This window comes from Streptomyces sp. NRRL F-5126, assembly GCF_000721265.1.
Lineage (GTDB): Bacteria > Actinomycetota > Actinomycetes > Streptomycetales > Streptomycetaceae > Streptomyces.
Genome location: NZ_JOFZ01000011.1, coordinates 260,427 through 283,699 on the forward strand (window position 1 = coordinate 260,427; position 23,273 = coordinate 283,699).

Here is a 23,273-nt window from a genome sequence, read left to right on the forward strand (position 1 = left end):
AAATTCCACGCCGCAACAGAGGCGGCACAAACACCGGTATCCCGCCAACTCACCCCGAGACGAAGACAGGTACAGGCGGAAACGCAACATGCTTCGGGCAGTGAGCGGCGGCTACAATTTCCGCTCCGGCATGCTCGAGCACTGCGCGGCGCACTGGCAGATCGATCACACCCGGGCCCGCCGTCAGAAGACCCTCCAAAGATGGCGCCTTGCCGGGCATTCCGCAGTCGATGTCCAGTACCTCCGAAGGCAAGACCCCCGCAAGGGACCTGAAGTCAGCTGTCGCACCCTTCGGGAAACCGGTACCAACAGAGGGGCGGAAACTCATCGTGAAAAGCGGCCTGTCCTCCGCGTCATTCAAGCGACACTGAAACAAAGTCTCATCGTCGTCACCTGAGGCGAGCTTCTTGACCAATTCAGCACGGGAGTACTCAAGGTAACTGAATACGTAGACCTTCTCCGTTTCGGCGTCGGCCCCGTGAACAGCCCGGACCGACGCAGCGTCGAAGATCCCCCCGCAGGCCCGTTCGAGCGTCGTCTCCTTACCCCAGTGGCGGCTGCGGTCCTTGCCCTGCTCACCACTGCCGCACGCCGCAAGCCCTACGAGCGCCAGCACCGAAACCACTGCCCCGAGCCCATGAACGCGCCGCCTCCTGCATGCAGCCCGTACACGGGGCACCGCTCGTCGCAACACCGTTCCTCCTCCCCTCATTTCATCCGCGGATCGCGTGTGGGTAGTGCGGTCGGCACCGTCACATGGTTGGTGCAGTTCAGTCCGGGCAGGATCTTCCGCGTAGCCGCGTAGAGAACCTGCGCCTCCGCGCGCGTGTCAGCACTCGGCATGTTGAGGAAGGCGTGCAGCGTCGCCGGGTAACCGCCCGGCTCCACGTGGCCCGGCCTACGGCAGTCGACACTCAGCACGCCGTAACCCCCGTCATCGGAGAGGGCGAACGCCTTGCTGAGCCGCCTCACCCGTCCATCGCCGTCCGCAGTCGCAAAGTCCGAGAAGTCGTCCAGGTCCCAGTAGAACGACAACTCGAGGAGCCGCTTGCCGCTCTTGTCCGTCACCCGGCACACAGAATCGTGCCCCGAGGCACCGGGCCCCTTCGCCAAGTCCTTCACCGCGACGGCGAACGCGTCATGCGTTGCGTTGCCATCACGGCCCCGAACCTTGTAGACGGTCTTACCGAGGTCGGAGTGGAGGCGAATATAGTGCTGCGTCTCGGAACTGATGATCCCGCCGCACACCTGTCCCCAAGCCCGGGGCTCCCCTGGCGACTTCGCATCGTCCGACCCGCCGCAGCCTGTCAAGCTGAGGAGCAGCCCCCCGAGCCCAGCGGCGACGCCAAGTCGCCGGACCATCCGGCTGCTGCGAGCAGCCTTCAGCAACGGCCTCATGCCCGAAACCCTCCCCCGATCCAGCGAGATGCCTCGCCGGTCCCCCGTGATGCAGTCAGCACTACCGTCCGCTGTCCGGCAGTTACTTGATCGTACCTTCCCCTGCATTGCCGCAAGGGGCCGGCCTGGCCGCCGGAAAGGGAGCACACGGACGCCGGGGACGGCAGGCAGCCGCCGTCCCCGGCGGCTTACGGCACGTACGGGGTCGGACCCGGAGGCACCCAGCGGTGGTTCCGGGACGCCTGCGACCGCACGCCGTACTCCCCCTTGAGCTCCTCGGGAATCGCGTACTGCATGACCCTCCCGCGAGTGAGCGAGGCCAGTTCGAAGGTGGTGAGCAGGCCGCCCGCCTTGTCCAGGGCCCATTCGCCGAGTGGGCCGCTGTCCTCCACCGTCTCCATCAGGCCGAGCACGATGGGTACGGCCCTGGCGGCGGTGTCCCACGGACTGCGCGGGATCTGGAGCCAGTCGGCGATGGTGGGGCCGACGAGGAAGCGGACCGTCGCGGGAACGATGGGGTCGAGGAGTGTGCCGGGGACGACGTCCTCGTACATCCGGATCAGTTGGTTGTTCAGCCGGACGCCGTCCTCGGAGGGGCCGAGGTTTCGGGTGAGGTAGAGATCCGCGAAGGCGCGGGCCTCGGTGAGGTTGTCCGGGGCGGCCTCCATGTCGCAGCCGAGCATGGAGCCGACGACCCGCCACGCGTAGTAGTACGCCTCTGCCCCTTCTTCGCTCATGTGGATGCCGAGCCTGTGCATGGCGTCCAGGACGAGGATCGAGAAGCAGATCTGCCCCCCGATCAGGTCCTCCTGGCAGATGGGAACACCGTCCCCCTCGACGTCCCAGCGCCCCGACTTGGTGAGGTGGTGGCGTACGGCCGCGTGCAGCAGCCGCACCTTCTGCGCCGCCGGGATGAACTTGCTGCCCTCCTCGAAAGCGTTGGTCTGCATCAGGTACGTGACGAACTGGCCGGTGTTGGCCATCCGGCGCGACGGGTAGTCCATCGAGTGCGTCGACGCGAGGAGTTTGGCGACGCGCGGCACCGCGTACGTGGCGGGCATCGCGGCGAAGGACAGGCCGGTGTTGATGTGCGCGGCGTTGTCCATGAAGAAGAGGCGGGCGCGCTCCATGACGTCCCAGTCGACCCACGTCGGCGGCATGCCTGTGGCCTCAAGGAACGAGACGGCCGACTCCGGCAGTCCGTCGGGGAGTTTGTGACCTGCCGTGCTGAAGAAGCGCATGAGGGTGTTGAAGTCCCGCACCTCCCCGCGCTCGAACATGGCGGCCACGGTGTCGTCCGCGAGCGGGTCGCCCTGGTCGCGCAGCTCGTCCAGCGTCGCGTCGGTGTACTGCTTCGGGGCCTGGGTCGTCGTCACGGCGTGCTCCTCTGTGGCGCGCGGGGCGCGTGTCGCGTGTCGGTGCTGTTCGAAGATGGGTACGGAGGCCGGCGGCGCAGAGCGGGCCGGTTCACAGCGTCCGCTCGGCCGCCGAGGTGGCCAACTCAAGCAGCGCTGACCGCGCTTGGAGCGGCAGCGATACCAAATCCAGGGCGCTGCGGGCCGCCGATACGCGCTCCGCGATCATTTCCTCGATGCGCCTGCGTGCCCCGCATTCGTCCATCAGCTGCCGCACCAGCGCCGCGTCGTCCTCGTCCAGCGCTGGGTTGTCGAGAGTCTTCTCCAGCAGCCGGCGTGCGTCGGGCGCCAGCAGGGAGAGGGTCGTGGCGAGCAGCGCGGTGGGTTTGCGGTCCCGGAGATCGTCCAGGTTCGACTTGCCGGTCTCGGCGGGGACGCCGAAGGTCCCGATCAGATCGTCACGGAGCTGGAAAGCCTCGCCGAGCGGCACCCCGTACGCGGTGAACGCCTCCATCATCCGGGGCGGGGCGCCCCCGAGGGTGGTGCCCATGTGCAGCGGACGCTCCACCGTGTACTTGGCGGTCTTGTAGCGGGCCACCTCCAGCGACTCGCCGACCTCGGACGTATCGCTGCCGGTACGCAGCACCTCCAGGAACTCGCCCGCGACGGTCTCCCGCAGAAGCGTCGACCAGAGGGGCACCGTCCTCGCCACGTACGCCCCCGGCAACCCGCAGGTGGCAAAGACCTGGGCCGCGTAGCCGATCAGTAGGTCGCCGAGCATCATGGCGAGCGCGGCGGACTTCTCCTGCCGCACGGAGGTGTGCGGCAGGGGGCCATGCCGGACGGGCTCGAAGTGCGAGTCCTCACTACCCCATCGACGCGCGCCGGCCTCGGCGAAGGCGACGTGGGCAGTGGGCAGCCCGTGCCGCAGCCGACTGTCGTCGATGATGTCGTCGTGCGTGCACGCGGCTGCGTGCACCAGCTCCATGGCCGCCGCCGCCCTGATCACCCCGTCGCAGTCCGGCTGGCCCGCGGCCCGCCAGCCCCAGTACAGGAACGCGGCACGCATCCGCTTCCCCCGAGTGAGCGCGCTGCGTAACTGAACGCACAGCGGCGCCAGTTCAGGGGAGAGCCGTACGAGCTCGGCCTCCTCGTCGTCCGCCAGTTGATGCAGATACGTGTCGATGCGCTGCCGGAGCGCAAGAGCGTCACGCACGAGGCGGCGCCGCCTTGCCGTCCGCCGGGGCACTCCCGGTGATGCCGTTGCGCGCGATGGCCCGGTGGGCCATCAGCTCCAGGTAGTTCTCGCTGTCAGCGGCGATCACGCGCTTCGACGCGAGCTCCCCGCGCACCTTCAGGTCTTGTACCCCGTCTGCGACGAGCTCCCGCAGGTCGGACCGGCTCGCCACACCCTGCCCCCGATCGGCAGCCCGCCGCACCTGGTCGAGCGCCAGATCGACGGCCCCCAGCGCGAGCAGGCCGACCTGTTCCAGGGTGGCGAACGGATTCCAAGGTGTTTGCTGGGACGGTGATTGCGTCTGCTGGGTCTGATGCGACTGGTCCTGCGCTTGTCCGGTCACGCCCGGTGCCCCCTCTGCACGACGGATCGTCAAGGAGCGTCCAGTCAACAGACCGCGACCCGGCCCTGTCCCTCTTCTGCCTCACAGTCCCTCGTCAGAGGCGCGCAATTCCTTCGTGTGAGTGAACTGTTCCCACGGCGCTCTGAACGGCGCAGGCGGCGTTGGCGGCTCCTGCCGGGCGCCGCACGCGCTCCGGGAGCCCACGGCAGGACACGGCGGCGGTCCCTTCCCGTGCTACGGATGCAGCTTTTCGCCCTTCGCCAGCATCGCTACGTACTTTTCGATCCGGCGCGCCCGGGTCTCGGCCTTCTTGGCATCGTGGATCCGGTACAGGATCGCGTAGCGGTTCTGCCGGTCCAGTGTCTCGAAGAACGCCGCCGCGGCCGGGTCGTCGGCCAGGGCCGCCGCGAGGTCGTCCGGCACCGTGGCGGTCCTCGCGCCGGCGTAAGCCGCCTCCCAACGGCCGTCCGCCTTTGCGCGGTCGACCTCGGCCCGTCCCGGCGGCCGCATCCGGCCCTGCTCGATCAGGACGGCCATCTTGTCCCTGTTGGCCTGTGACCACTTGCTGCGCGGCCTACGCGGACAGAACCGCTGGAGCCACCACTGATCGTCGAACTTGGCCTTCTGACCGTCGATCCAGCCATAGCAGAGCGCCTCGTCGAGCGCCTGGGCGTAGTCCAGCGCGGCGACCCCAGGCCCCTTCTTGCGAAGCTTGAGCCAGATGCCGGGCGAGACGGCGTGGTTCTCGTCGAGCCATGCGCGGAATGCCTCGGCGGATTCGAACGCGACGATCTCCAAGTCCTGAGTCACATCAGCAGCGAACCACAGACCCGGCCCGCTTGCGTCAGAGGCGTGCGACTCCCTCGTGCGAGCGAGCTGATCCCCTGCGTTCCGTACGGGGCGTGCGGCGCCGCTGCACACGCCGACCCGGCCCGGCGGAAGCCACGACCTAGCTCAGGGCCATGACCGCCCGACAGCCGGCTGCCCGGCTACCGTGCCCGTACGGTGCGTCAGCGTACGGACACACATTGTGGACGGTACGGGCACGAGTGCGTCACGCTGAGTCCCCATAGAGCCGAGTACGTGACGACGCGTCAGGTGCAGGGATGGACAGGGGAGGCGACATGGGCACAGATGACGAGGATTCGACGGGCGCCGCAAGGAGCACCGGGCGCGATGGCGCGGGAGCGGCACCCCCGGCAGCAGAGTACGAGCGGGAGCCACACCCGTCAGACAGCCTGCGCACGTTCGGTGCCTTCGTCCAGGCCCTGCGCGAGCACGCCGGCCTGAGCCGTGCCGACCTCGGTGAGCGGGTCAGCTACTCCAAACACACGGTGGAGTCGATCGAGCTTGGCCGCCGCATGCCGGACCAGACGTTCGTGGAACGCGCGGAGGAGGCCCTCGGCAACACCGGCGCGCTACGCAAGGCCGCCCGCCACCTCACCCGGGGCGAGGCAGGCCTGGCGACATGGTTCCGCCGCTGGGCACGGCTGGAACGAGAGGCAGTGAGCCTGTGCACATACGAGTGCCGGCTGGTGCCGGGCCTGCTGCAGTCGGAGGCCTACGCGCGGGCGGTCTTCGACAACAGCATCCCGCTACTCACCGACGAGCAGACCGAGGCGCAGGTCGCCGCACGAATGGAACGGCAGACGATACTGCGAGAGCGTCCGACTGTCCCCTTCGGTTTCATCATCGAGGAGTCCGCCTTCCGGCGCAGACTGGGTGGGACGCAGGTGCAGTCGAGCATGCTCGACCACGTTCTGGAGCTCACAGCGCCGCGCAACGTGAGCCTGCAAGTCGTACCGCTGGAGCTGGAGTTCCACGGATGCCTCGACGGACCTGTACAGGTGCTGGAGACGCCAGGGGGACGTCGCCTCGGGTACTCCGAGGGCCAGCAGAACGGACGGCTGATCTCCGACTCAAAAGAGGTGAGTCTGCTCTGCCGACGCTATGACACACTGCGCTCACAGGCCCTGAACCCCAAGGAATCCCGGGACCTGCTGATGCGATTGCGAGGACAGCTATGAGCAGCGGCACGAAGCAACTCATTTGGTTCAAGTCCACCTACAGCGGAACGCAGGGCGACAGTTGCGTAGAGATCGCAATCAACGAACGCGCTGTTCACGTACGGGACTCCAAGGACTCGACCGGCCCGAGCTTCACTGTCGGCGGCCAGGGCTGGGGCCACTTCGTGCGCTTTGCGTCGAAGCGTTGACCTACGCGGGCGTGCTGCCCGCCCTGGTTGGCAGCACGCCCAGAGCAGCCGCAACCCGAGTTCGCCAGGGGGCCTGCGGGCGCAGGATAACGGCCCGTCCACTCCAACTGCCCTACTCACACGGGTAGTAGCAGCAACGCTGCGATCTTCATCCATCTGCCCTGGAGACCGCGTCATCGGACACTGCGGCGGTCGGCGTAGATCACTCTCGCCGAGTGGCGGCGGCACTGGCAGATGACGACGATCCATGATGCTCAGCCACCAACTGCGGCTTCGCCATCGACCGCAGCCCGCCGTCATCGGTGCAGCCAAGGTGTTTACTCGCCGTAAGAGCGATCCCGTTGATCAGCACCAACTGCGCTTTCTGAACATCGGCTTCCTTGTGTCCGGGGAGGTGCCAAAGTGACGGAGCAACTTTCAGCTCCGCCCGCACCAGAGGGTGGTCAAGTGAGCTACCAGCCAACTGGTCACTGACACACTTGAAGTAGAGATCCGCCCCACCCGGATAGGAGTAGGCTGCATTTTTTCCGAGACGATATGTCCCCCCGTTTATATCACTAGATTCATCATGAATCTCACTATCGGAAACAATAGAAAGCTCGGCAGTGATCGCTCCCCACTCACCGTCGTGCAAGTTGATATCGCATGCACGCAGCTGTTTCACATCTTTGAGTGGGTCCGTTGGATGACCCGGCAGGTAATCTCCGGCAAGCGCATCTGCGGCAGCCTGAGGGCTGAGTCCGCCAAGGTCTTTATCGAATTTTGTAGAGTTTGCAAGGTACTCGACTGCTTTCGCCGCCTCCGGGGAAAGCCCATCGCTGCCACACAAATGACGTGCGGACACAAAATGCGACGCGGACGAATGATGTTTTTCATCGCTACCCGCTGTACATCCCGCGAGTACGCAACAGAAGACACTCACCAACACTCCGACTGGCCCCAGCCGCCGACTCATCCTTCTTACACCCTTCTGCCCTGCTCGTTGTCCTCAAAGCGCTTCCCGTAGAGACTTTGTCAGTCATTCGTCTGAGATTTACTCCGCAGCCAATAGGCGCGGTTTGAATTCTCCCCGTATGAATGGTCGCTCTGACTCAGAAGTGACTGCACATGCTCGCTTCCGTAGTGCAAGTGGTGGTTCCGGATGAACAGATTCAGGGGATGCTGCGCGTTTTTCCAGCCGGTTACAATGACGTCGCGAGATTGGTCACGACCCTCTTGCTCAATTTGGTCGGTTTGATCGCTCGTATCGAGCCAACCACCAGTAAGCTTTCCGAGGTAATGGTTTACTACTTCCTGACCGTTGTTCATGGCCAAAGGTACGAGAACTGCCGACACACCGGCCGCAGGGGCAGCGATCGGCAAGGCTGCTACTCCTCCGGCAACTGCGGCTCCCGTGCCGAGATCCACCCAGAAGGATCTTTCTTCCATGGATTTGCTGTACTCTTCTGCAGTATGCCCATGCTGGGCAGCAATCTCTGCGGCACGACCATCATCCAATGTGCCTTGCATCCCTGCTGTGAAACGACCTACCTCATCGAGGCGCCCCCATTCGGGAGAATGGCCGTTAGAACCAGCGAATTTTTCCAGCGCAGAATCGGCATAGACACGGTTTGCCTGTGACAGCGTCGCATAAGCATCCGGACTCTGCCCGAGAGTGCTGACGAACTGTGTGGCCTCAACCTGGCCGATCTTTACGTGGCCTGCGGAATTGTCGGATGGAGCGAAGGCGCTGTCGGCATGGTCTCCGGAGGCGGCCCAGTTTAGATCGTCAACGTAACCCGCAGCCATATTCCCAAGACTGTCAGACAGAGCCTGCTGGTGCTTAAAGATCAGCTCGGCGCCGGAATCACCGCCGTAGGTCGTGATGACTTGCTTCATGATGCTCGCCGACAGAGCGTCGCGATGCTTCATAGCCTCGGTCGGATCGGGATTGGGATCGTCATACGGATACCCAAGTGTTGCCGACTCCAAAGCATGACCAAAAGCGTCTGTGGTGTAGCTGGCGGCGGCCTTCATGTCCTTCGGGTCCAGACTTGTACTGTCTGGCGCCATTTGGTAATCACCATTGGCGAAGAACTTGAAGTAGCTCTTGATCTCCTTACCGTCTGCGTCCTTCGGTGGTCCGCTGACCAGGTCACCATCCTGGTCGTAAGCATGCGGGGAGTCGTGGAAGAAATGCTTTGAGGCGTCCGGGCTGTGACCGAGCGCTTCGAGGACACCGTTCACGGGATCATATCCCGCGCCGTCCTTCCCCGACGGATTGAAGAAGTTCGGATCGTTCGGGACATTGATCCCCTTGTTCTGCATGAACATGTAGGGGTCTTTCGCATGCAACTGCGTCACATGTTCCGCAATGGGATCCAAGAATTTCGGGTTGTAATTGTCACCGTATCGCAGCATTCCAGCGAGCAACTGATATCCGTAGGGTGCCGCGTTGGGGTTCATGGTGTTCTTGCTCAACTGCAGTTGCTGCGTCCCCAAGTGGCGCATTTGGCTAGACCACTTGGACGGCCAATCATCGTTCTTGCCCTGCGACTGCGTGGCCGTCGCCAACGTCATCCCCAGGTTCTTCTGGAGCACTTTAACGTCCTTGAGACGCTGCTTGTCGATGTCGTTGCCGAGCCCGTAGGGGCTCTCCGCGAGCTGCCCGTAGAATACGAGTGATTCCTTTGGCCCTAGATCCTTGTAGAAGTCTCGGGAGAATTCTCGTGACTTGCTGTTATCACTCAGCAACTCATTCAGCTGCTGTAGTTGGGTGTGCGTTAGTTTTGCACCCTTCCTCGCCAGAGCGGCTGCGCGATGGGCTTCTTCGGCGTCCAGACTGCTGTACGCAGGAGTGCTGAACTGGTGCTTGTCCGGCGTAACATCGGCTTTGAGCGCATTGGAGGCAGAGATGTCCGCATCATCGCACGTCTCGACGATGGCGTCGACCCGCCTCTGCATGGCACGAATGCGGGATTGCTGTTTCCCGTAAATCTCGGAAAAGTCCGGGTCGTGCCGAGCGAGATTATTACTCTCGACCGGATGGAGCGCCTCCACCTTGCCATGCGGCCCGATCACGAGGCCTTGCGCAGGGGCGTCATGATCGATGAGCTTCTGGAGGTCTTTCTGCGCCTTCTTGAAAGCGGTGTGCGCCTCCGAGATGATGGCGTGGATGCCTTTCGCTTCCTTGGCCGCGTCGCTGAATTCCTTCGCGGTCTTGTCGATGAAAGGCTTGGTGACGTCGGCGTTACTGCCGGTCCAGTACTCGTCCTTGGCCTTGTCAGCCATCGTCGTACGCGCCGTCTTGGCCAGTGTCTCCAACTTGCCGGCCATTGACGACCAGTCGTTCATGGCATCGGCAAGCTTGTCCAGTGGCACGTTGTAGACATCGTTGTAGGTCAGCACGCCTGCTCCTGTCCGCTCACTTGAAGTAAGAGTTGATGGCGGACACCTGCATCGAGGTCTTGATGTCGGCCTCTTCCTTGGCGTGCGACGATGCGCTGTAGTCCAGGTGGTTCGAGATGAGCGCACAGGCACCCAACAGGGTGTCGACCTGAGACTTCCAGTTGTCGTGCACCGTCTGCAAGGCTCGACCGGTCCGGAAGCTGCTGACTGTCAGCATCGATGCTGCGGTCTGCGTGCTCTCTTCCGCGAGACGCCCATCCGTCGTCAGCGTGTCGTGCAGGTGGTATGCGGCGCTGCCTAGCGCCCCGAGGTGGTCCTGGTTGACCTGCAAGTCCTTGGCGGACGGGCCACCCGAACCGCCTGGCTCAGGCGCCAGATGGTTCAGCTTCATACTGACGTTCTGTGCCGCCTGCCCCCGAGCAGACGCCCACTCATCTTCGAACGACAAGGTGCCCCGTCCTTCCATCCCCGTGTCGCCGCGCGCCAGGACGTCGCTCGGCTTCTCATGCGCCCGAGTACTTTATCGTCTCTTTGTCATCCTGCGGGAGTCCAATTACTAGAACGTATCGAGCTTTCTGGCCTTATTGGACAAAACAACGGGGCAACGGCTGTGTGCTGAAGCAATTAAGCACACACCTGACCTGCGGCCTTCTCTGTGGGAGTGAACCCGTAGCACCGCGGCTGGGTGACTGCCGACGCATCAGGCTTCGGCCGATGGTGGCAGATTCCCTCCTCTGCCCTGCGGAGGCTGTGGTGGTTGCTGTCCCGGGTACGGCTGTGCCTGCTGGGGCTGCTGGCCGGGCGACTGTGGCGGGTAGTACTGCTGGGGCTGCGTCGTGTACGCGTAGTACGAGGGCGGCGGTGGGGCGGCCGCTGCGAGGGCTGCTGCCTTGCGGCGAGAGCGGGTTACCGCGTAGGCGCCGCCGCTGAGGACGACAACTGCGGCTGCCCCTACGCCGATCCACAGGCCGAGACCGCCGCCTCCGCCGGCGTCCGAGACTGCTCCGGCTGTCGGCTTGCTGCTGTGCTCGCTGCCGGCGTTGCCCTTGTTGGCTGGAGAACCAGCCGAGACAGAGGGCGACGCCGACTTCTTCTCGGAGGCCGCCAGGTCGGGCAGGGGATAGACGTCGGCAGGTCCCGGGTTTCCGGGGTGAAGCAGGGCCTGGTAGGGGCGGACGGCACCGTAGCCGACGTTCTCGTTGTGTGTGTGCCCGTCGGTAGGGTGACTCGCGGTGTTCAACAGAACGCGCAGAACCTGATTGTTGGTCCAGTGCGGATGCACCGACCAAAGGAGCGCCGCTGATGCAGACGTGAGGGCCGTCGCATCACTCGTACCGCTACCACCACACAGCCCGGTGGTTCCGACACATGCCTTGATGATGTCTTGCGCAGGTGCAGAAATATCAACCTCCGGCCCGGTCTCCGAGAACGGCATGAGAGTGGCCTTACGGCTTAGGCCGCCTACCCCTACGACACCAGGCGTTCCGGCAGGATACTGCACCCGGTTTCCCTTTTCCGCATCGTTTCCTACGGCAGCAAAGATCAGCTTATTTTTACTGAGCGCATACTTCACAGCCGCCCGAAGTTCCGGACTGTCTCCACCCCCACTACCAACTGAAATGCTGAGGATTCTGGCCGACGTATTCGCAGCCCACCTGATCGCATGGGCCATGCTGGTGTCTTCCGATTCACCATCCTTCGCCAGCGATTCAAACGAATAAGGAAGCCGAACGGGGATGATTTTACTACCAGGTGCTAGGCCCCATGAGCCCTGCACCGGGCCCAGTTTCCCCGTGGCGGCGATGAGGGCCGCCATGCCTGACCCGTGCTCTGCGACGTCTGTATACTCGTCGCCCTTTTGCTTGGAAAAATCTTTTCCTGGCAGGACTTGCCCCTGCAAGTCAGGCAAGGACTTGTCCACACCCGAGTCGAGCACCGCTACCGAGACACCCTTGCCCGTGGTGATCTTCCAGATCGAGTCAGCCTCCATGGCATCCAGATGCCACTGCCTCTCTCGCACAGTGTCAGAAGCCCACGCGGGAAGAGCTGAAATACCCAGTAGCAACACGGCTACAGCTGATGTCGCGACAGCCTTGAGACCCAGCGACCGTCCATGTGCTCTGCGCATTATTCCTCTGACCTATTCCGGCGGGCTCAATCGATCACAGGAGGCACAACCTGTCGGCTGCCCTGCTGCCAGGTTTCCTCGTCCTCTGTCAGGTAGTCCGGGCGCTCGCCGCCACGCTCATCTTCACGACGGCGTGACCTGTTCCTTCCGCGAGGCGTCATGCCCATACGGCCGTTCCTCGACTGCTGACGGGAGTTCTCCTCATCATCTCGTACGAGACCAGAGCCTCCCTGCGTGAACGGCCTGCCACCCAGCTTCCCAGGCTGTGCAGGTCTACCGACCACTCCACCTGGATCTGAAGCGAGCCTGCGTCCACCCACGAGACCGTTTCGCCCCGCTCCTGCAGCTCCTTCGCCGCCCATACGCATGGCCGAGGCGCCTCGGCCCATCATGGGGCGTCCAGACGATCCGTTCGAAGACTCCTCACCACCAACGACCATGCCGCGGGGCAACCGGGCAGGGGGCCTGCCGCTAGGTGACTGCACTGGCCGCCCGCCCGAGATGCCATTCGGGCGAGGCATAGAACCATTTGTGCCGACTGGCGTGGTGCCTTCTGAGAACTCGGAACCGAACCTTGGTACCCGCCCGCCCGAAAAGCCGCCTCCCGGGCGCACGCTGAAGTTGCCTCCTGGCCTGCCACCGAAGTGAGGGAGGCTTCCCGCTGGCCCTCCGAAAGATGGAGGGACGACACCCAACGGCGCCGCTTGTGAGCCGTTCGGGCTCGGAGTAGGAGCGCCATGAGTAATCGGGGTCGGTGGTGCTACCGGAGGAGCGGTGCTGTTGATCTCCATATGGGCATCGGGCACGTGCGGGATGGGCGCTGGGCTGTCTGTGCCACCTTCGTATGCAAGATGCTTTGACTCCGGCACACCCCCGCTGGGCGCAACGACGGAACTGTTGCCGCTCACGCTGTAAGCGTGCCGTGTACTACCGCCACCCGGCAGGGTGCTGCTTCCATACCCACCTGACGCTCCTGGGCGGCTTACATCGGCGTGAGATTCCCACCAGTCTTTATCCAGCTCGCTCGCCGGGGGCGGGAACGTAGGTGGCTTCAGGGCGTTGATCTGGCCGCCGTTGTGGACGTACGACGTTGCCAGCGCGCGCATCGCCGAGGCTGCGTCGCCGCGGGTCGACTCGATGCGCGAGTTCGCCTGTATCACGCTCTTCTCCAGGCTCGGGCTCGGAGAGTCGTGGTGCTTCAGTGCATTGTTCGCATGGTGCAGGTCCGCCTGTGCGCTTATCGTCTGGGAGAGCGTCGGCATTTTGGAGTGTGCATCCGCGATCGACTGCGCGACGACACCCGTGTACTTGCTGGCATCCTGCGCGTAGTCGCTCAGCCTCAGCGTGGCGTTCGCCGTCTGGTGGCTCCACTCTCGGAACGCGTCGCCGCCTTCGCCCTCCCATTGGAGGCCCGTGACGTGCGCCTTCAGGTGCTCGCCGATCGTGTTGACCGTCTTGGCCACCGCCGCCAGCTTCACGGACACGTCGCTGACCGTCTGGTGGTTCGCCGACTTCAGTAGAGCCAGCATCTCCTCGTGCGTCATCGACTCGAAGTCGGTCGTGCCCGCGACCGGCTTGCCGCCCCCGTGTCCGCTCACTTCGCACCTCCGCTTGCGCCGTAGCCGCCGACGCTCTTGCCGCCCGTGTGCTTGCTTCCGCCGTGCTTGTGGTACGGGTCCCGGTCCGGGTGGTACTGCGCCTCGATCTCGCTGTTCAGCTTGTGCATGCGGGCCTTGATGTCGTCGTCCAGGTTCTTGTAGCTCTTGCCGGACGTTTCGATCGCGAGGCTGAGGCTCTCGATCTGGAGACCCAGGGTCTTGGAGAGGTTTTCCAGCTCGTCGTGCACGTTGTTGTACGACGCGTAGAAGAACTGCGCCTCGTGGAAGCCGTGGCCGCCCAGATGTGTGCGGGCCATGCGGTCCTGGCCGACTCGGGTCGGGGACGCCTGGGACTTGTGGAGCATCGTGAGGAGGTCGTCGACGTCCTTCTTGAACTTCTTCATGTCGGCGAGGTCGCTCATGACGCCGTTGACCGCGGCGCCCACGCCGCCGATCACTCCGCCGAACAAGCCTCCGAACAGGCTGAGGCCGTCCGCCGGGGACCCTCCGCCACCGCCCGCTGCTGCCGCTTCCACGACTGTCTACCCCCGTCCCCGTCGCTGCGCGGATGGTCGTGCGCGCATCGCCCTGCTGGTGAATCTGCCGAAACCGGACGCCAATCAGGTCTCTGGCCCAGTCTAACGACTACAAGTGACAGTACGCATCTGAGGGTTACCGGGGCAACGGTGTTGGCGTCACCCTTGGGCCACGGCCGCCTGGGGCCTGATGGGGAGGCGGCCGACCGGGCGGCCCGTTGCCGCGCGTACCGCCGAGGCGACCGCGGCCGGGGAGGTGACCACCGGGGCCGCGCTCGCGGGCTTGGCGCCGAAGGGGGCCACCACGTCGCGTTCCTCCACCAGGTGGACGATGCGGATGTCCGGGGCGTCCAGGGAGGTCGGGAGGGCGTAGCCCGTGAGGTCGGGGTGGCGCAGGAGGCCGTGGCTGCTGCGGAGGTTCTCGGTGAGGGCGGCGCCGATGCCCTGGGTGACGCCGGCCTCGATGCGGGAGCGCAGCTGGGCCGGGTTGAGGACGCGGCCGACGTCCTGGGCGACGGCCATCTCGACGACGCGGATCGTGCCGAGTTCGATGTCGACGTCAACGACCGCGCGGATCGCGCAGAAGGCCAGGCCGACGAAGGCGTCGCCCTGGCCGGAGTCGTCCAGCGGCTCCGTGGGGTGGGGGCGGCACTGGGCGGTGGCCCACAGTTCCTTGCCGTCCATGGCCTCGGTGACGGTCGTGGAGAGCACCCCGTCGTACGAGGTGATCTTGCCGTCGGCGATCTGGAGCAGCTCGGTCGACATGCCGAGCTTGTGGGCGAGGGGCTGTAGCAGCTGGGTGCGGACCATCTTGGCCGCGCGTTCCACCGCGCCGCCCGACACCCAGGTGTGGCGGCCGTGGGCGGCGGCGCCTGCCGGTGGCTGGTCCGTGTCGACAGGCGCCACGTGGACGTCCTCGATGCCCAGTGTCTCCTGGACGATCTGCCGGGCCAGTGTGGCGAATCCCTGGCCGGTGTCGACGGCCGCGCAGATGACCGTGGCGGCGCCGTCGTGGACCTTGACGGTGGCCGTGGAGACTTCGTCGGTGCCCTCGGCGCCGAGCATGTGGACCACGCCGAGCGCGTAGCCGACGCCTCGGCGCACCGCTCCCGGCTCGCCCGCGCCCTCCGGGCCGCCGGGCAGCAGCCAGGCCTCTTCCGGGGTGTCCTTGGGGAGTGTGGGGAGGGGGAAGTCCTTGACCGAGCGGAGGAGTTCGGCCACCGGGGCGGGGCAGGTGACGGTCTGGCCCGTGGGCAGGATGTCGCCGGTCGCGAGGGTGTTGCGCAGCCGCAACTCGGCCGGGTCGATGCCGAGTTTGGCGGCCAGTTTGTCCATCTGGCCCTCGTATGCGGCGCACACCTGCATGGCGCCCTCGCCGCGCACGTGGCCCGACGGCGGGTTGTTGGTGCGGACGGCCCAGCCCTCGACGAAGGCGTGCGGCACGGCGTAGGGGCCGCAGGCGAACGCGACGGCGGCGGCGAGCGATTCGGACGAGGCGTCCGCGTATGCGCCGGCGTCGAGCAGGATCTGCGCCTCGACCTTGACGAGCCGGCCCTCGGTGTCCGCGTGGTGGCGGTAGCGCAGCAGGGCGGGGTGGCGGTGGGCGTGGCCGAGGAAGGACTCCTCGCGGGTGGCGGCGAGCTTCACCGGGCAGCCGGTGCGCAGGGCGAGCAGGCCGAGCGGGATGTTGAAGCCGGGGTCCTCGCGGTCGCCGGTGGCGCCGGGTACGCCGGTCACGACGACCTTCACCTGTTCGGGCGGGAGGCCGAAGCAGGCCGCGGCGAGGTCGCGGTCGGTGTGCGGGTCGGTCGACGCGGTGTAGATCTCGACGCCGCCGTCGGGGCGCGGCACGGCGAGCCCGGCCTCGGCTCCGATGGGTGCGGGGTCCTGGCGGCCGATGCGGTAGAGGCCCTCGACGACCATGTCGCCCTGCACGGCGGGGTCGCCGTAGCGCAGCGGAATGTGGCGGATCAGGTTGCCGTCGGGGTGCAGCGGTTCGGCGGCGAACGCCTTCTCGGGGTCGGTGACCGGTTCGAGCACCTCGTACTCGACGGCGACGGCCGCGGCCGCGAGGCGTGCGGTGTCCGGGTGGTCGGCGGCGATGGCGGCGATGGCCTCGCCGTGGTAGCGCACGAGGTCGGAGGCGAAGACGGGGCGGTCGGCGACGCTCCTGCCGTACGAGGAGTCCCCGGGCACGTCCTCGTGCGTCACGACGGCGCGCACGCCGGGCATGGAGGCGGCGGCGGTCGTGTCGATGGAGAGGATGCGCGCGTGCGGGTGCGGTGAGCGCAGGATCGCCGCCCACAGCAGGCCCTCGGCCCACAGGTCGGCGGCGTAGGGGTAGGTGCCCTCGGTCTTCGCCCGCGCGTCGGCCGGGGGCAGGGACGCGCCGATGCCGAGGGTCGGCTCCTCGCGTTCCTGGGCTTCGGAAGTGGCGGAGGAGGGCGAGGGGGAGGCGGGTGCGGTGGCCTGGTCGGTGCTCACGCCATGCCTCCTTCGTTCGTCCGGGGGTCGTGGGCGCCGTGGAAGCCGCCCGCTCCCGGTGGTGCCTGGTGGGGGATTCGCCCGTCCGTGGTGGGCCCTTCGGGGGCGTCGGAGGGTGCGGCGGCGGCCTCGGCCAGTGCGGCGCGGCCCGCGACGACCTCGCTGACGGCTTCGAGCACGCCGCGGTAGCCGGAGCAGCGGCAGAGGTTGCCGCTGAGTGCTTGGCGTGTCTCCAGTTCGCTGGGGGCGTGGTTGCCCTCAAGGAGGTCGTGCACGGTCATGGCCATGCCGGGCACGCAGAAGCCGCACTGCACGGCGCCGCTCGCGGCCAGTGCCCGCTGCACGTCGGACGGTTCGCCGTCGGTGGCGAGCCCCTCGACGGTGCGGACCTCGGACCCGGCGGCGGTCGCAGCCGGCACCAGGCAGGAGGCGACGAGCCTGCCGTCGACCTGGACGTTGCACGCGCCGCACTCGCCCTGGGAGCAGCCGTCCTTGGCGCCGGCGAGGCCGAGGCGCTCGCGCAGGACGTAGAGCAGCGACTCGCCGATCCAGGCGTCGTTGACGGGCCGCTCCTGGCCGTTGACGCGCAGGGAGTAGGAGCAGGAGGGGTGTTCGACGGTGTCGGTGCCGATGGTGAGCTGCTCGGGCATGGGCGCCGGTTCTGAGGCCGGTTCGACCGCCGGCTCGGATACCCCTGCGAGGGGTTCGGGGGCCGTGTCGGCCGCGGCCGCGGCGCCGGTGTCGGCGTCCGCGTCCGCCCCTGTGGCCGTCCGCGGGTCGGGCTCCGGTTCTGGCGCGTCGTCCGCCGCGAACGCGGGCTCGTACGGCGCCCGTGCGCCGGGCTCCGGCTCGTCCGCGACCGGGGCGGGCGGTCCGGCCGTCGGCTCGTCCGCCGGGGGCTCCTCCGGGTACTCCTCCGGCTCCGCGGGCCCGTCCTGCCCGTCCTGCCCGTCCAGTCGGGCCGGGGCTTCCTCCGTTACGTGCTCCGCGGTGCCATGCTCCCCGGCACCCGCTGCGGCGTGTTCGGCTTCCCCGCCGTCGGCCGTGGGCTCGTCGGCCGCCCACTCGGGCGCGCCGTCCGTCCCTGCGCGGTCCTGCGCCGCGGCGGCCGCCGTGGGGGCCCAGAACTGCTGGGCTGCGTCGGGACCGTGCGGGGCCGGCGGCGCCTGGTGCGCCTGGTGCGGCTGCACGGGCTCCGGGTCCGGCCCGGACTCGGGCCCGGGTGCCGGCTCGGGGTCGGTCGCCCAGGGGGCGCGGGCCCCGCCGGGAAGGGTGGCCGGGGGCGCGACGCCCGCGTTCCACGGGGACGCCGCGAGCGCGGCGCTCAACTCGCCCGAGTCGTCGGCCACCTCGCCGGTGGCGAGCGGGATGCGCCACTGCCCGGTGTGGGCGGGGGGCTCGTGTGCCGCGGGCGGCTCGGGGGGCGCGTCGTGGGGGGCGGCGGGGCCTGATTCGCCGAGGGCCTCGGTGAAGTTCCAGTGCGCCGTCGCGTGCGGGTCCTGGGAGTGCGGGTCGTGCGACTGCGAGGCGCGCGGGTCCTGCGGCTGCGAGGCGTGCGGGTAGCCCTGCCCGGGCCCGTCGTGCGGCTGCTCCTGCCCGTACGGGTCCTGGTCCCGCGGCTCGTACCCGTAGGAGCCCTGGCCGTAGGCGTCCGCCTGCGCGTAGGGGGCGTGGGCGTACGGGTCCTGGCCGTACGGGCCCTGCGCGTAGGGGACCTGGCCGTACGGGTCGCCGCCGTACGGCTGCTGCGCTGCCTGCCGGTCGTCGGCCTGGGCCTGCGTCTGGCCCTGCTCGTCGACGGTCGCGCCGTGCTGCGCTGCCTGCGGGTCGGGCGCGCCCCAGGTGCCCGCGACGGACGGGTCGGGCTGGAGTGGTGTGATCATCGGCGGCACGTAGCCGTGGCCGGGCGCGGCGAGCGGCGCGTCCGCGCCGTCCTCGGGCGGCAGTTGGACGAAGGCGGTGGCCTCCGCGTCGTACTCGCCGCCGTGCGGCACGGGCTGCCAGCCGCCCTGGTCGCCCTGGCCGCCGGGGTCGGGCTCCGGCCATTCGCCGGTGGGGCGGGCGCTGTTCCGGCCGCCCGCGCCTGGTGTTTCGTTGTCGGTCACGAGAGCGCCCTCCCCAGTGCTCGCCGGGCCAGCGTGGCGACGGTACGCCGCAGGTGCAGTACGGCGGGCGAGGGCTGCGGCGCCTCTCCCCCGTCGGCGGGCGGCAGCGGGTCGGGGACGCAGGCGGCGGCGACGTACTCGCCGAAGGCCGCGAGCGCTTCCTGGGTGAGCCCGCGCGCGCCGTCCCAGTCGATGAGCGACGCGATCCACCGCTCGGCCTCCAAGGGCCGCAGCGGCATGGGCGCGACGGCGCCGACCGCGCACCGCACTCCGCGTCTCGCGGGATCGAGCACGACGGCGACCGAGGTGGTGGCGCGGCCTGGGCCGGTGCGCGCGGTCGCCTTGAGGTAGACCTGCGGGGCGTGCAGGAGCGGTACCCGGACGAAGCCGATGAGTTCGGCGGGCGCGAGCATCTCGCGCCCCGCGAGCAGGTGGGTGACGGGGATTTCGCGGCGCGCGCCGCCCGGACCGGCGACGACGAGGGCGGCCTCCAGCGCGGCGAGGACCGGCAGGGTGTCACCTGCGGGAGCGGCGGTGGCGATGTTGCCGCCGAGCGTGCCGGCGTTGCGGATCTGCGGCGGGCCCGCGGCGCGCGCGGACGCGGCGAGTGCGGGGATGAGCGCGGCGAAGTCGGGGCGTCCCATGCGCGCGTGCGTGAGGCCCGCGCCGAGCAGCGCGTGGCCGTCCTGGTAGTGCCAGCCGCGCAGTTCGCTCATGCGTCCGAGCCCGACGAGCGCGGCGGGCCGAAGCAGCCCCTTGTTGACGGAGGCCATGAGGTCCGTCCCACCTGCGACAGGCACTGCGGCGGGCATGGCCGCGAGCGCCGCAACGGCCTCGTCGAGCGAGGCCGGCAGCGTCACGGACTGTGCTGTCTGCGGTGCGTGCGTGGTCAACCCAGCTGCCCCTTTCCGGTGTCCCCGGCAGTCCCGCCTGTGTGCCGTACCGTACGTGCTCACAGGCCGGACGTGGCAACTCTGGCACATCTTCGGGGCAGCCCGACGCGAGGGTCCACGAAGGGCGCATTCGCCCCTTACCCGAGGAACGCCGGATTCGCCCCGCCTTCAGCGTATCGGGCGGAACGCGGTATTCCCGGGCTGACGTGGGTACTTGTGCGGCTTGTGCGCCCACCGCGACTCATGCGTCCGCACGCGCCGCCTCACACGCTCGGGGGTGTTCCTTCGCGCGGGCGGCCGAGTACGCCGGGGCGGCGCTGCCAGGGCAGCGGGCCCGACGGCGGCCGGTAGGCGACGCCGAGCGCGTCGAGACGGCGGTAGTGCTCGGCCATGCGCTGTTCGAAGCCGGCGAAGTCCCGTTCGGCCGGGGCGCCGAGCGACGACCACACGCCCTCGGCGAACGCGGCGAGGCGCGGGAAGACCTGGTAGTCGATCCGGCCCATGTCCTGCATGACCTCGGTCCACACGTTGGCCTGGGCGCCGAGTACGCGCCGCGCCTCGGAGGCGTCCAGTTCCTCGGGGACGGGTTCGAAGCGGTAGACGTCCTCCAGGGTGCGCACGTAGCCGATCGGCATGGGTTCGTCGCCGCCCGGCGCCTGCCGGTGGTCGAAGTACACGTGCTGCTCGGGGCACATGACCACGTCGTGGCCCGCCCTGGCCGCCGCGACGCCGCCGCCGTAGCCGCGCCACGACGAGACGGCGGCGCCGGGGGCGAGGCCGCCCTCCAGGATCTCGTCCCAGCCGATCAGGCGGCGTCCGCGCGCGGTCAGCCAGGTGTCGAAGTGCCTGATGAACCAGGCCTGCAGCTCGTACTCGTCGCCGAGGCCCTGCTCGGCGATGCGTTCGCGTGCGGCGGCGGACTCCTTCCACTGCTCCTTGGGGCACTCGTCGCCGCCGACGTGGATGTAGCGCGACGGGAAGAGTTCGAGCACCTCTTCGAAGACTCCCTCGTAGAAGCGCAGGACGGCGTCGGTGGGGGCGAGGATGTTCGAGTTGACGCCCCAGGTGTCCCAGACGCCGAGCGCGGACGTGTCGACGGCATCGGCGTTGCCGAGCTCCGGGTACGCGGCGATGGCGGCCTGCGAGTGGCCGGGCACGTCGATCTCGGGCACGACGGTGATGTGCCGCTCGGCCGCGTACGCGACGATCTCGCGGATGTCGTCCTGCGTGTAGAAGCCGCCGTGCGGGGTCTCGCTCCACAGTTCGGACGCGCGGTGGCCCCACTTGGTGCGCGGGCGCCAGGCGCCGACCTCGGTCAGGCGCGGGTGGCGGCGGATCTCCAGGCGCCAGCCCTGGTCGTCGGTGAGGTGGAGGTGGAGGACGTTCAGCTTGTGCGCCGCGAGCAGGTCCAGGTAGCGCAGCACGCCTTCCTTGGGCGTGAAGTGGCGTGCGACGTCGAGCATCAGGCCGCGCCAGCCGAAGCGCGGGCCGTCCTCGACGGCGACGGCGGGCAGCCGCCAGACGCGGCCCGGGTCGAGCGGCGCGCGGCGGAAGGCGTCGGGGCCGAGCAGCTGGCGCAGGGTCTGGGCGCCCCAGAAGACGCCGGCCGGACCGCCGCCCTCGATGGTTACGGCGGGCGCGCCGTCGCCGCGGCCGGGGGGCGCGGTGGTGAGGGTGTACGCCTCGGGGCCGCGGGCTGCGGCGAGGTCCGCGTCGACGCGCAGGACGATCCGGGCATGTCCCGCACCGCCCGCGCCGTCCGTGGCGCCCGCACCGCCGGGCGCGGCGGCGTCCGCGAGCGGCAGGCCGGTCGCGGCGCCCAGCGTCGCGCGCAGCCAGCGCGCTGTCGCCTCCGTCCCTGGCCCGGCGTCCACGCGCAGTCCCGCCGGGACGGCGAAGTCCCCGCCGCCTGCGCGCGCGGCGCCTGGGGCGGGGATCAGTGCCGGGTGAGCGGTGTCCGGGGTCGCGGGGTGTGTCGCCATTGCTCCTCCGCCGAGTGGTCGGGCCGACCGGTGCGGACCGGACGGGCCCGAACAGGTCTGTACCAATTACGAAAGACCAGCACACGGAGGCGGATACGGCAAGGGCGCCCGGGCGAGCCCGCCCGGGCGCGCAGGGCAAGGGCAAGCCCCGGGCGGGATCCACGACGGCGCCGCGAGACCGGGCACGGGAGAGCACCTGACGGACCCGCACGTCCGACGGCACGGACGCGGCGACGGCCCCGGCGGTGTCCGTCGTCGCGCTGAGCAGACCGGGGTCCACCATCGCGTCGCCCACCAGCACGGTGCGGTCGGCGGGCCCTTCACTGCACGGTTGAGCCGGAAGAGGGCAAGCGTTCGCGCGGGCTGCGGCCGGGAAGCTCCGGCCGCGCGGGGCGCCCGGGCCCCGGGCGGAACAGCGCGGCCCGGGCGTCCCGCGGCGGCGCTACTTCTTGCCGCTCCTGTCGCCGCCCTTGCCCTTGTCCTTGTCGCCCTCGCCACCGGGGCCCATGGACTCGTAGATCTCCTTGCACATCGGGCAGACCGGGTACTTCTTGGGGTCGCGCCCCGGTACCCACACCTTGCCGCACAGTGCCACCACGGGGGTGCCCTCCAGGGCACTCGCCATGATCTTGTCCTTCTGGACGTAGTGGGCGAAGCGCTCGTGGTCGCCGTCGCCTCGCGACACCTGCGGTGTCGGCTCCACGAGGGTGCCCGTACCTGCCCCGCGCTCGGGCTCAAGAGTGCTCATAACAGCCAAGAGTACTCATCGGCCGTGGTTTTCCCGGAGGGCGGGTGGAAGCACTCCGCAGCCGGGCGCTCACGCTTTCGCGCCGCCGCCGGTCGGGCGAGGGGCGCCCGTCAGTTGAGCGATGGATCGTCCGGGTATGTCGCGACCATGGCGAGCTCGCCCCGCTGCCTGCGCAGGACGGCGCGCCACAGCGCCTCGGGGTGCGGCGAGGACACGTCGCCCGGCTCCGACTCCACCACGTACCAGGCGCCCTTCTTCAGCTCGCGCTCCAGCTGGCCCGGGCCCCACCCCGCGTACCCGGCGAAGATCCGCAGCGAGCCGAGCGCACGCGCCAGCAGCTCGGGCGGGGTCTCCAGGTCGACGAGGCCGATCGCGCCGTGCACCCTGCGCCAGCCGATGGGGCCCTCCTCGCCCGGGATGACGGCGAGCGCGAGCGCCGAGTCGAGCGAGACGGGGCCGCCCTGGAAGACCACGCCCGGGTCGCCCGTGTGCTCGGCCCACGGCTGAAGGATGTCCGCGACGTCGACCGGGGTGGGGCGGTTGAGCACCACGCCGAGCGAGCCCTCCCCGTCGTGGTCGAGCAGGAGGACGACCGCCCGGTCGAAGTTCGGATCCGCCAGGGCCGGTGTGGCGACGAGCAACCGCCCTGTGAGCGAGGACACCTCGGTCATGCGACACATGATCCCGCATCCCGCGCTCCCGTGGGCACGCGCGTACGCGGCGCGTGTGCGCGCAGTTCAGGGTGCACGGGGAGCGCGGACGGCAACTCCCGTGCCGGCGACCACCCGTGAGCGCCGCCGCACGCAGGGTGTTGTGCCGAAGTCATTACGTTCCCGACCCCTGCGCAGGCCTACGGAGGGGGGT

The 23,273-nt window shown here is 68.3% G+C and carries 19 protein-coding genes; 2 read left to right on the forward strand and 17 right to left on the reverse strand.

The genetic code is table 11. The features are described from left to right. Positions 1 to 49: 49 nt before the first annotated feature. From IH48_RS0124525 to IH48_RS0124550, 6 genes are all read right to left on the reverse strand, one after another. Positions 50 to 616 carry a hypothetical protein gene (locus IH48_RS0124525; RefSeq protein ID WP_030908630.1) on the reverse strand — a complete coding sequence of 189 codons (567 nt, stop codon included), beginning with the start codon at positions 614 to 616 and terminating at the stop codon, positions 50 to 52. Positions 617 to 708: 92 nt separating this feature from the next. Then, positions 709 to 1,398, reverse strand: coding sequence for a hypothetical protein (locus IH48_RS0124530; protein ID WP_030908633.1), 690 nt, complete (start codon positions 1,396 to 1,398; stop codon positions 709 to 711). 188 nt (positions 1,399 to 1,586) lie between these two features. Further along, positions 1,587 to 2,774: an oxygenase MpaB family protein gene (locus tag IH48_RS0124535; protein ID WP_030908636.1), complete on the reverse strand. Its 1,188-nt coding sequence runs from the start codon at positions 2,772 to 2,774 to the stop codon at positions 1,587 to 1,589. A gap of 91 nt (positions 2,775 to 2,865) precedes the next feature. Further along, positions 2,866 to 3,969: a polyprenyl synthetase family protein gene (locus IH48_RS0124540; RefSeq protein WP_030908639.1), complete on the reverse strand. Its 1,104-nt coding sequence runs from the start codon at positions 3,967 to 3,969 to the stop codon at positions 2,866 to 2,868. Continuing rightward, positions 3,962 to 4,333 (reverse strand): hypothetical protein, encoded by a 372-nt coding sequence (locus tag IH48_RS34520; protein ID WP_051840500.1) that lies wholly within the window; start codon positions 4,331 to 4,333, stop codon positions 3,962 to 3,964. Before IH48_RS34520 ends, IH48_RS0124540 begins: the two co-directional genes overlap by 8 nt. Positions 4,334 to 4,567: 234 nt before the next feature. After that, positions 4,568 to 5,161 carry a YdeI/OmpD-associated family protein gene (locus IH48_RS0124550; RefSeq protein ID WP_037843187.1) on the reverse strand — a complete coding sequence of 198 codons (594 nt, stop codon included), beginning with the start codon at positions 5,159 to 5,161 and terminating at the stop codon, positions 4,568 to 4,570. A 296-nt stretch (positions 5,162 to 5,457) separates the two neighbouring features. Here IH48_RS0124550 and IH48_RS0124555 point away from each other — a divergent pair, with 296 nt between their 5' ends. Next, entirely contained in the window at positions 5,458 to 6,360 is a 903-nt protein-coding gene (locus tag IH48_RS0124555; protein ID WP_051840536.1) for a helix-turn-helix domain-containing protein, read from the forward strand. Next, positions 6,357 to 6,548 carry a DUF397 domain-containing protein gene (locus tag IH48_RS0124560; protein WP_030908646.1) on the forward strand — a complete coding sequence of 64 codons (192 nt, stop codon included), beginning with the start codon at positions 6,357 to 6,359 and terminating at the stop codon, positions 6,546 to 6,548. The genes IH48_RS0124555 and IH48_RS0124560 overlap by 4 nt, the downstream gene beginning before the upstream one ends. A gap of 202 nt (positions 6,549 to 6,750) precedes the next feature. Here the strand turns inward: IH48_RS0124560 and IH48_RS36345 are convergent, their stop codons facing one another. The 11 genes from IH48_RS36345 to IH48_RS0124610 form a co-directional block, all read right to left on the reverse strand. Beyond that, positions 6,751 to 7,470: a hypothetical protein gene (locus IH48_RS36345; protein WP_158710349.1), complete on the reverse strand. Its 720-nt coding sequence runs from the start codon at positions 7,468 to 7,470 to the stop codon at positions 6,751 to 6,753. 92 nt (positions 7,471 to 7,562) lie between these two features. Next, the gene (locus tag IH48_RS0124565) at positions 7,563 to 9,935 is read right to left on the reverse strand and encodes a hypothetical protein (RefSeq protein ID WP_051840502.1); all 2,373 of its coding nucleotides are present in this window, start codon (positions 9,933 to 9,935) and stop codon (positions 7,563 to 7,565) included. A 16-nt stretch (positions 9,936 to 9,951) separates the two neighbouring features. Further along, the gene (locus IH48_RS0124570; RefSeq protein WP_030908652.1) at positions 9,952 to 10,383 is read right to left on the reverse strand and encodes a hypothetical protein; all 432 of its coding nucleotides are present in this window, start codon (positions 10,381 to 10,383) and stop codon (positions 9,952 to 9,954) included. A 252-nt stretch (positions 10,384 to 10,635) separates the two neighbouring features. Further along, positions 10,636 to 11,925, reverse strand: a complete 1,290-nt coding sequence (gene mycP / locus IH48_RS35235) for a type VII secretion-associated serine protease mycosin (RefSeq protein WP_234434369.1) — start codon at positions 11,923 to 11,925, stop codon at positions 10,636 to 10,638. A gap of 1,732 nt (positions 11,926 to 13,657) precedes the next feature. Continuing rightward, on the reverse strand, positions 13,658 to 14,197 hold the full coding sequence (locus IH48_RS0124580) for a hypothetical protein (RefSeq protein ID WP_199809994.1): 540 nt from the start codon (positions 14,195 to 14,197) through the stop codon (positions 13,658 to 13,660). A 159-nt stretch (positions 14,198 to 14,356) separates the two neighbouring features. Next, positions 14,357 to 16,681, reverse strand: a complete 2,325-nt coding sequence (locus IH48_RS0124585; protein ID WP_030908657.1) for a molybdopterin cofactor-binding domain-containing protein — start codon at positions 16,679 to 16,681, stop codon at positions 14,357 to 14,359. Next, entirely contained in the window at positions 16,678 to 18,786 is a 2,109-nt protein-coding gene (locus tag IH48_RS0124590) for a (2Fe-2S)-binding protein (RefSeq protein ID WP_051840504.1), read from the reverse strand. Before IH48_RS0124590 ends, IH48_RS0124585 begins: the two co-directional genes overlap by 4 nt. Further along, positions 18,783 to 19,679 (reverse strand): FAD binding domain-containing protein, encoded by an 897-nt coding sequence (locus IH48_RS0124595; RefSeq protein ID WP_030908661.1) that lies wholly within the window; start codon positions 19,677 to 19,679, stop codon positions 18,783 to 18,785. Before IH48_RS0124595 ends, IH48_RS0124590 begins: the two co-directional genes overlap by 4 nt. Positions 19,680 to 19,942: 263 nt before the next feature. After that, positions 19,943 to 21,661: a beta-N-acetylhexosaminidase gene (locus tag IH48_RS0124600; RefSeq protein WP_051840506.1), complete on the reverse strand. Its 1,719-nt coding sequence runs from the start codon at positions 21,659 to 21,661 to the stop codon at positions 19,943 to 19,945. A gap of 442 nt (positions 21,662 to 22,103) precedes the next feature. Beyond that, positions 22,104 to 22,409: a DUF3039 domain-containing protein gene (locus IH48_RS0124605; protein WP_030908665.1), complete on the reverse strand. Its 306-nt coding sequence runs from the start codon at positions 22,407 to 22,409 to the stop codon at positions 22,104 to 22,106. A gap of 110 nt (positions 22,410 to 22,519) precedes the next feature. After that, complete coding sequence (locus tag IH48_RS0124610) at positions 22,520 to 23,080, reverse strand: YqgE/AlgH family protein (protein ID WP_030908667.1); 561 nt, start codon at positions 23,078 to 23,080, stop codon at positions 22,520 to 22,522. Positions 23,081 to 23,273: the final 193 nt, after the last annotated feature.

Coding starts and splice junctions, on each gene's coding strand:
- IH48_RS0124530 (WP_030908633.1), bottom strand. CDS start 1,398: ATGAGGCCGTTGCTGAAGGCTGCTCGCAGCAGCCGGATGGTCCGGCGA.
- IH48_RS0124555 (WP_051840536.1), top strand. CDS start 5,458: ATGGGCACAGATGACGAGGATTCGACGGGCGCCGCAAGGAGCACCGGG.
- IH48_RS0124560 (WP_030908646.1), top strand. CDS start 6,357: ATGAGCAGCGGCACGAAGCAACTCATTTGGTTCAAGTCCACCTACAGC.
- mycP (WP_234434369.1), bottom strand. CDS start 11,925: ATGGAGGCTGACTCGATCTGGAAGATCACCACGGGCAAGGGTGTCTCG.
- IH48_RS0124600 (WP_051840506.1), bottom strand. CDS start 21,661: ATGGCGACACACCCCGCGACCCCGGACACCGCTCACCCGGCACTGATC.
- IH48_RS0124605 (WP_030908665.1), bottom strand. CDS start 22,409: ATGAGCACTCTTGAGCCCGAGCGCGGGGCAGGTACGGGCACCCTCGTG.
- IH48_RS0124610 (WP_030908667.1), bottom strand. CDS start 23,080: ATGACCGAGGTGTCCTCGCTCACAGGGCGGTTGCTCGTCGCCACACCG.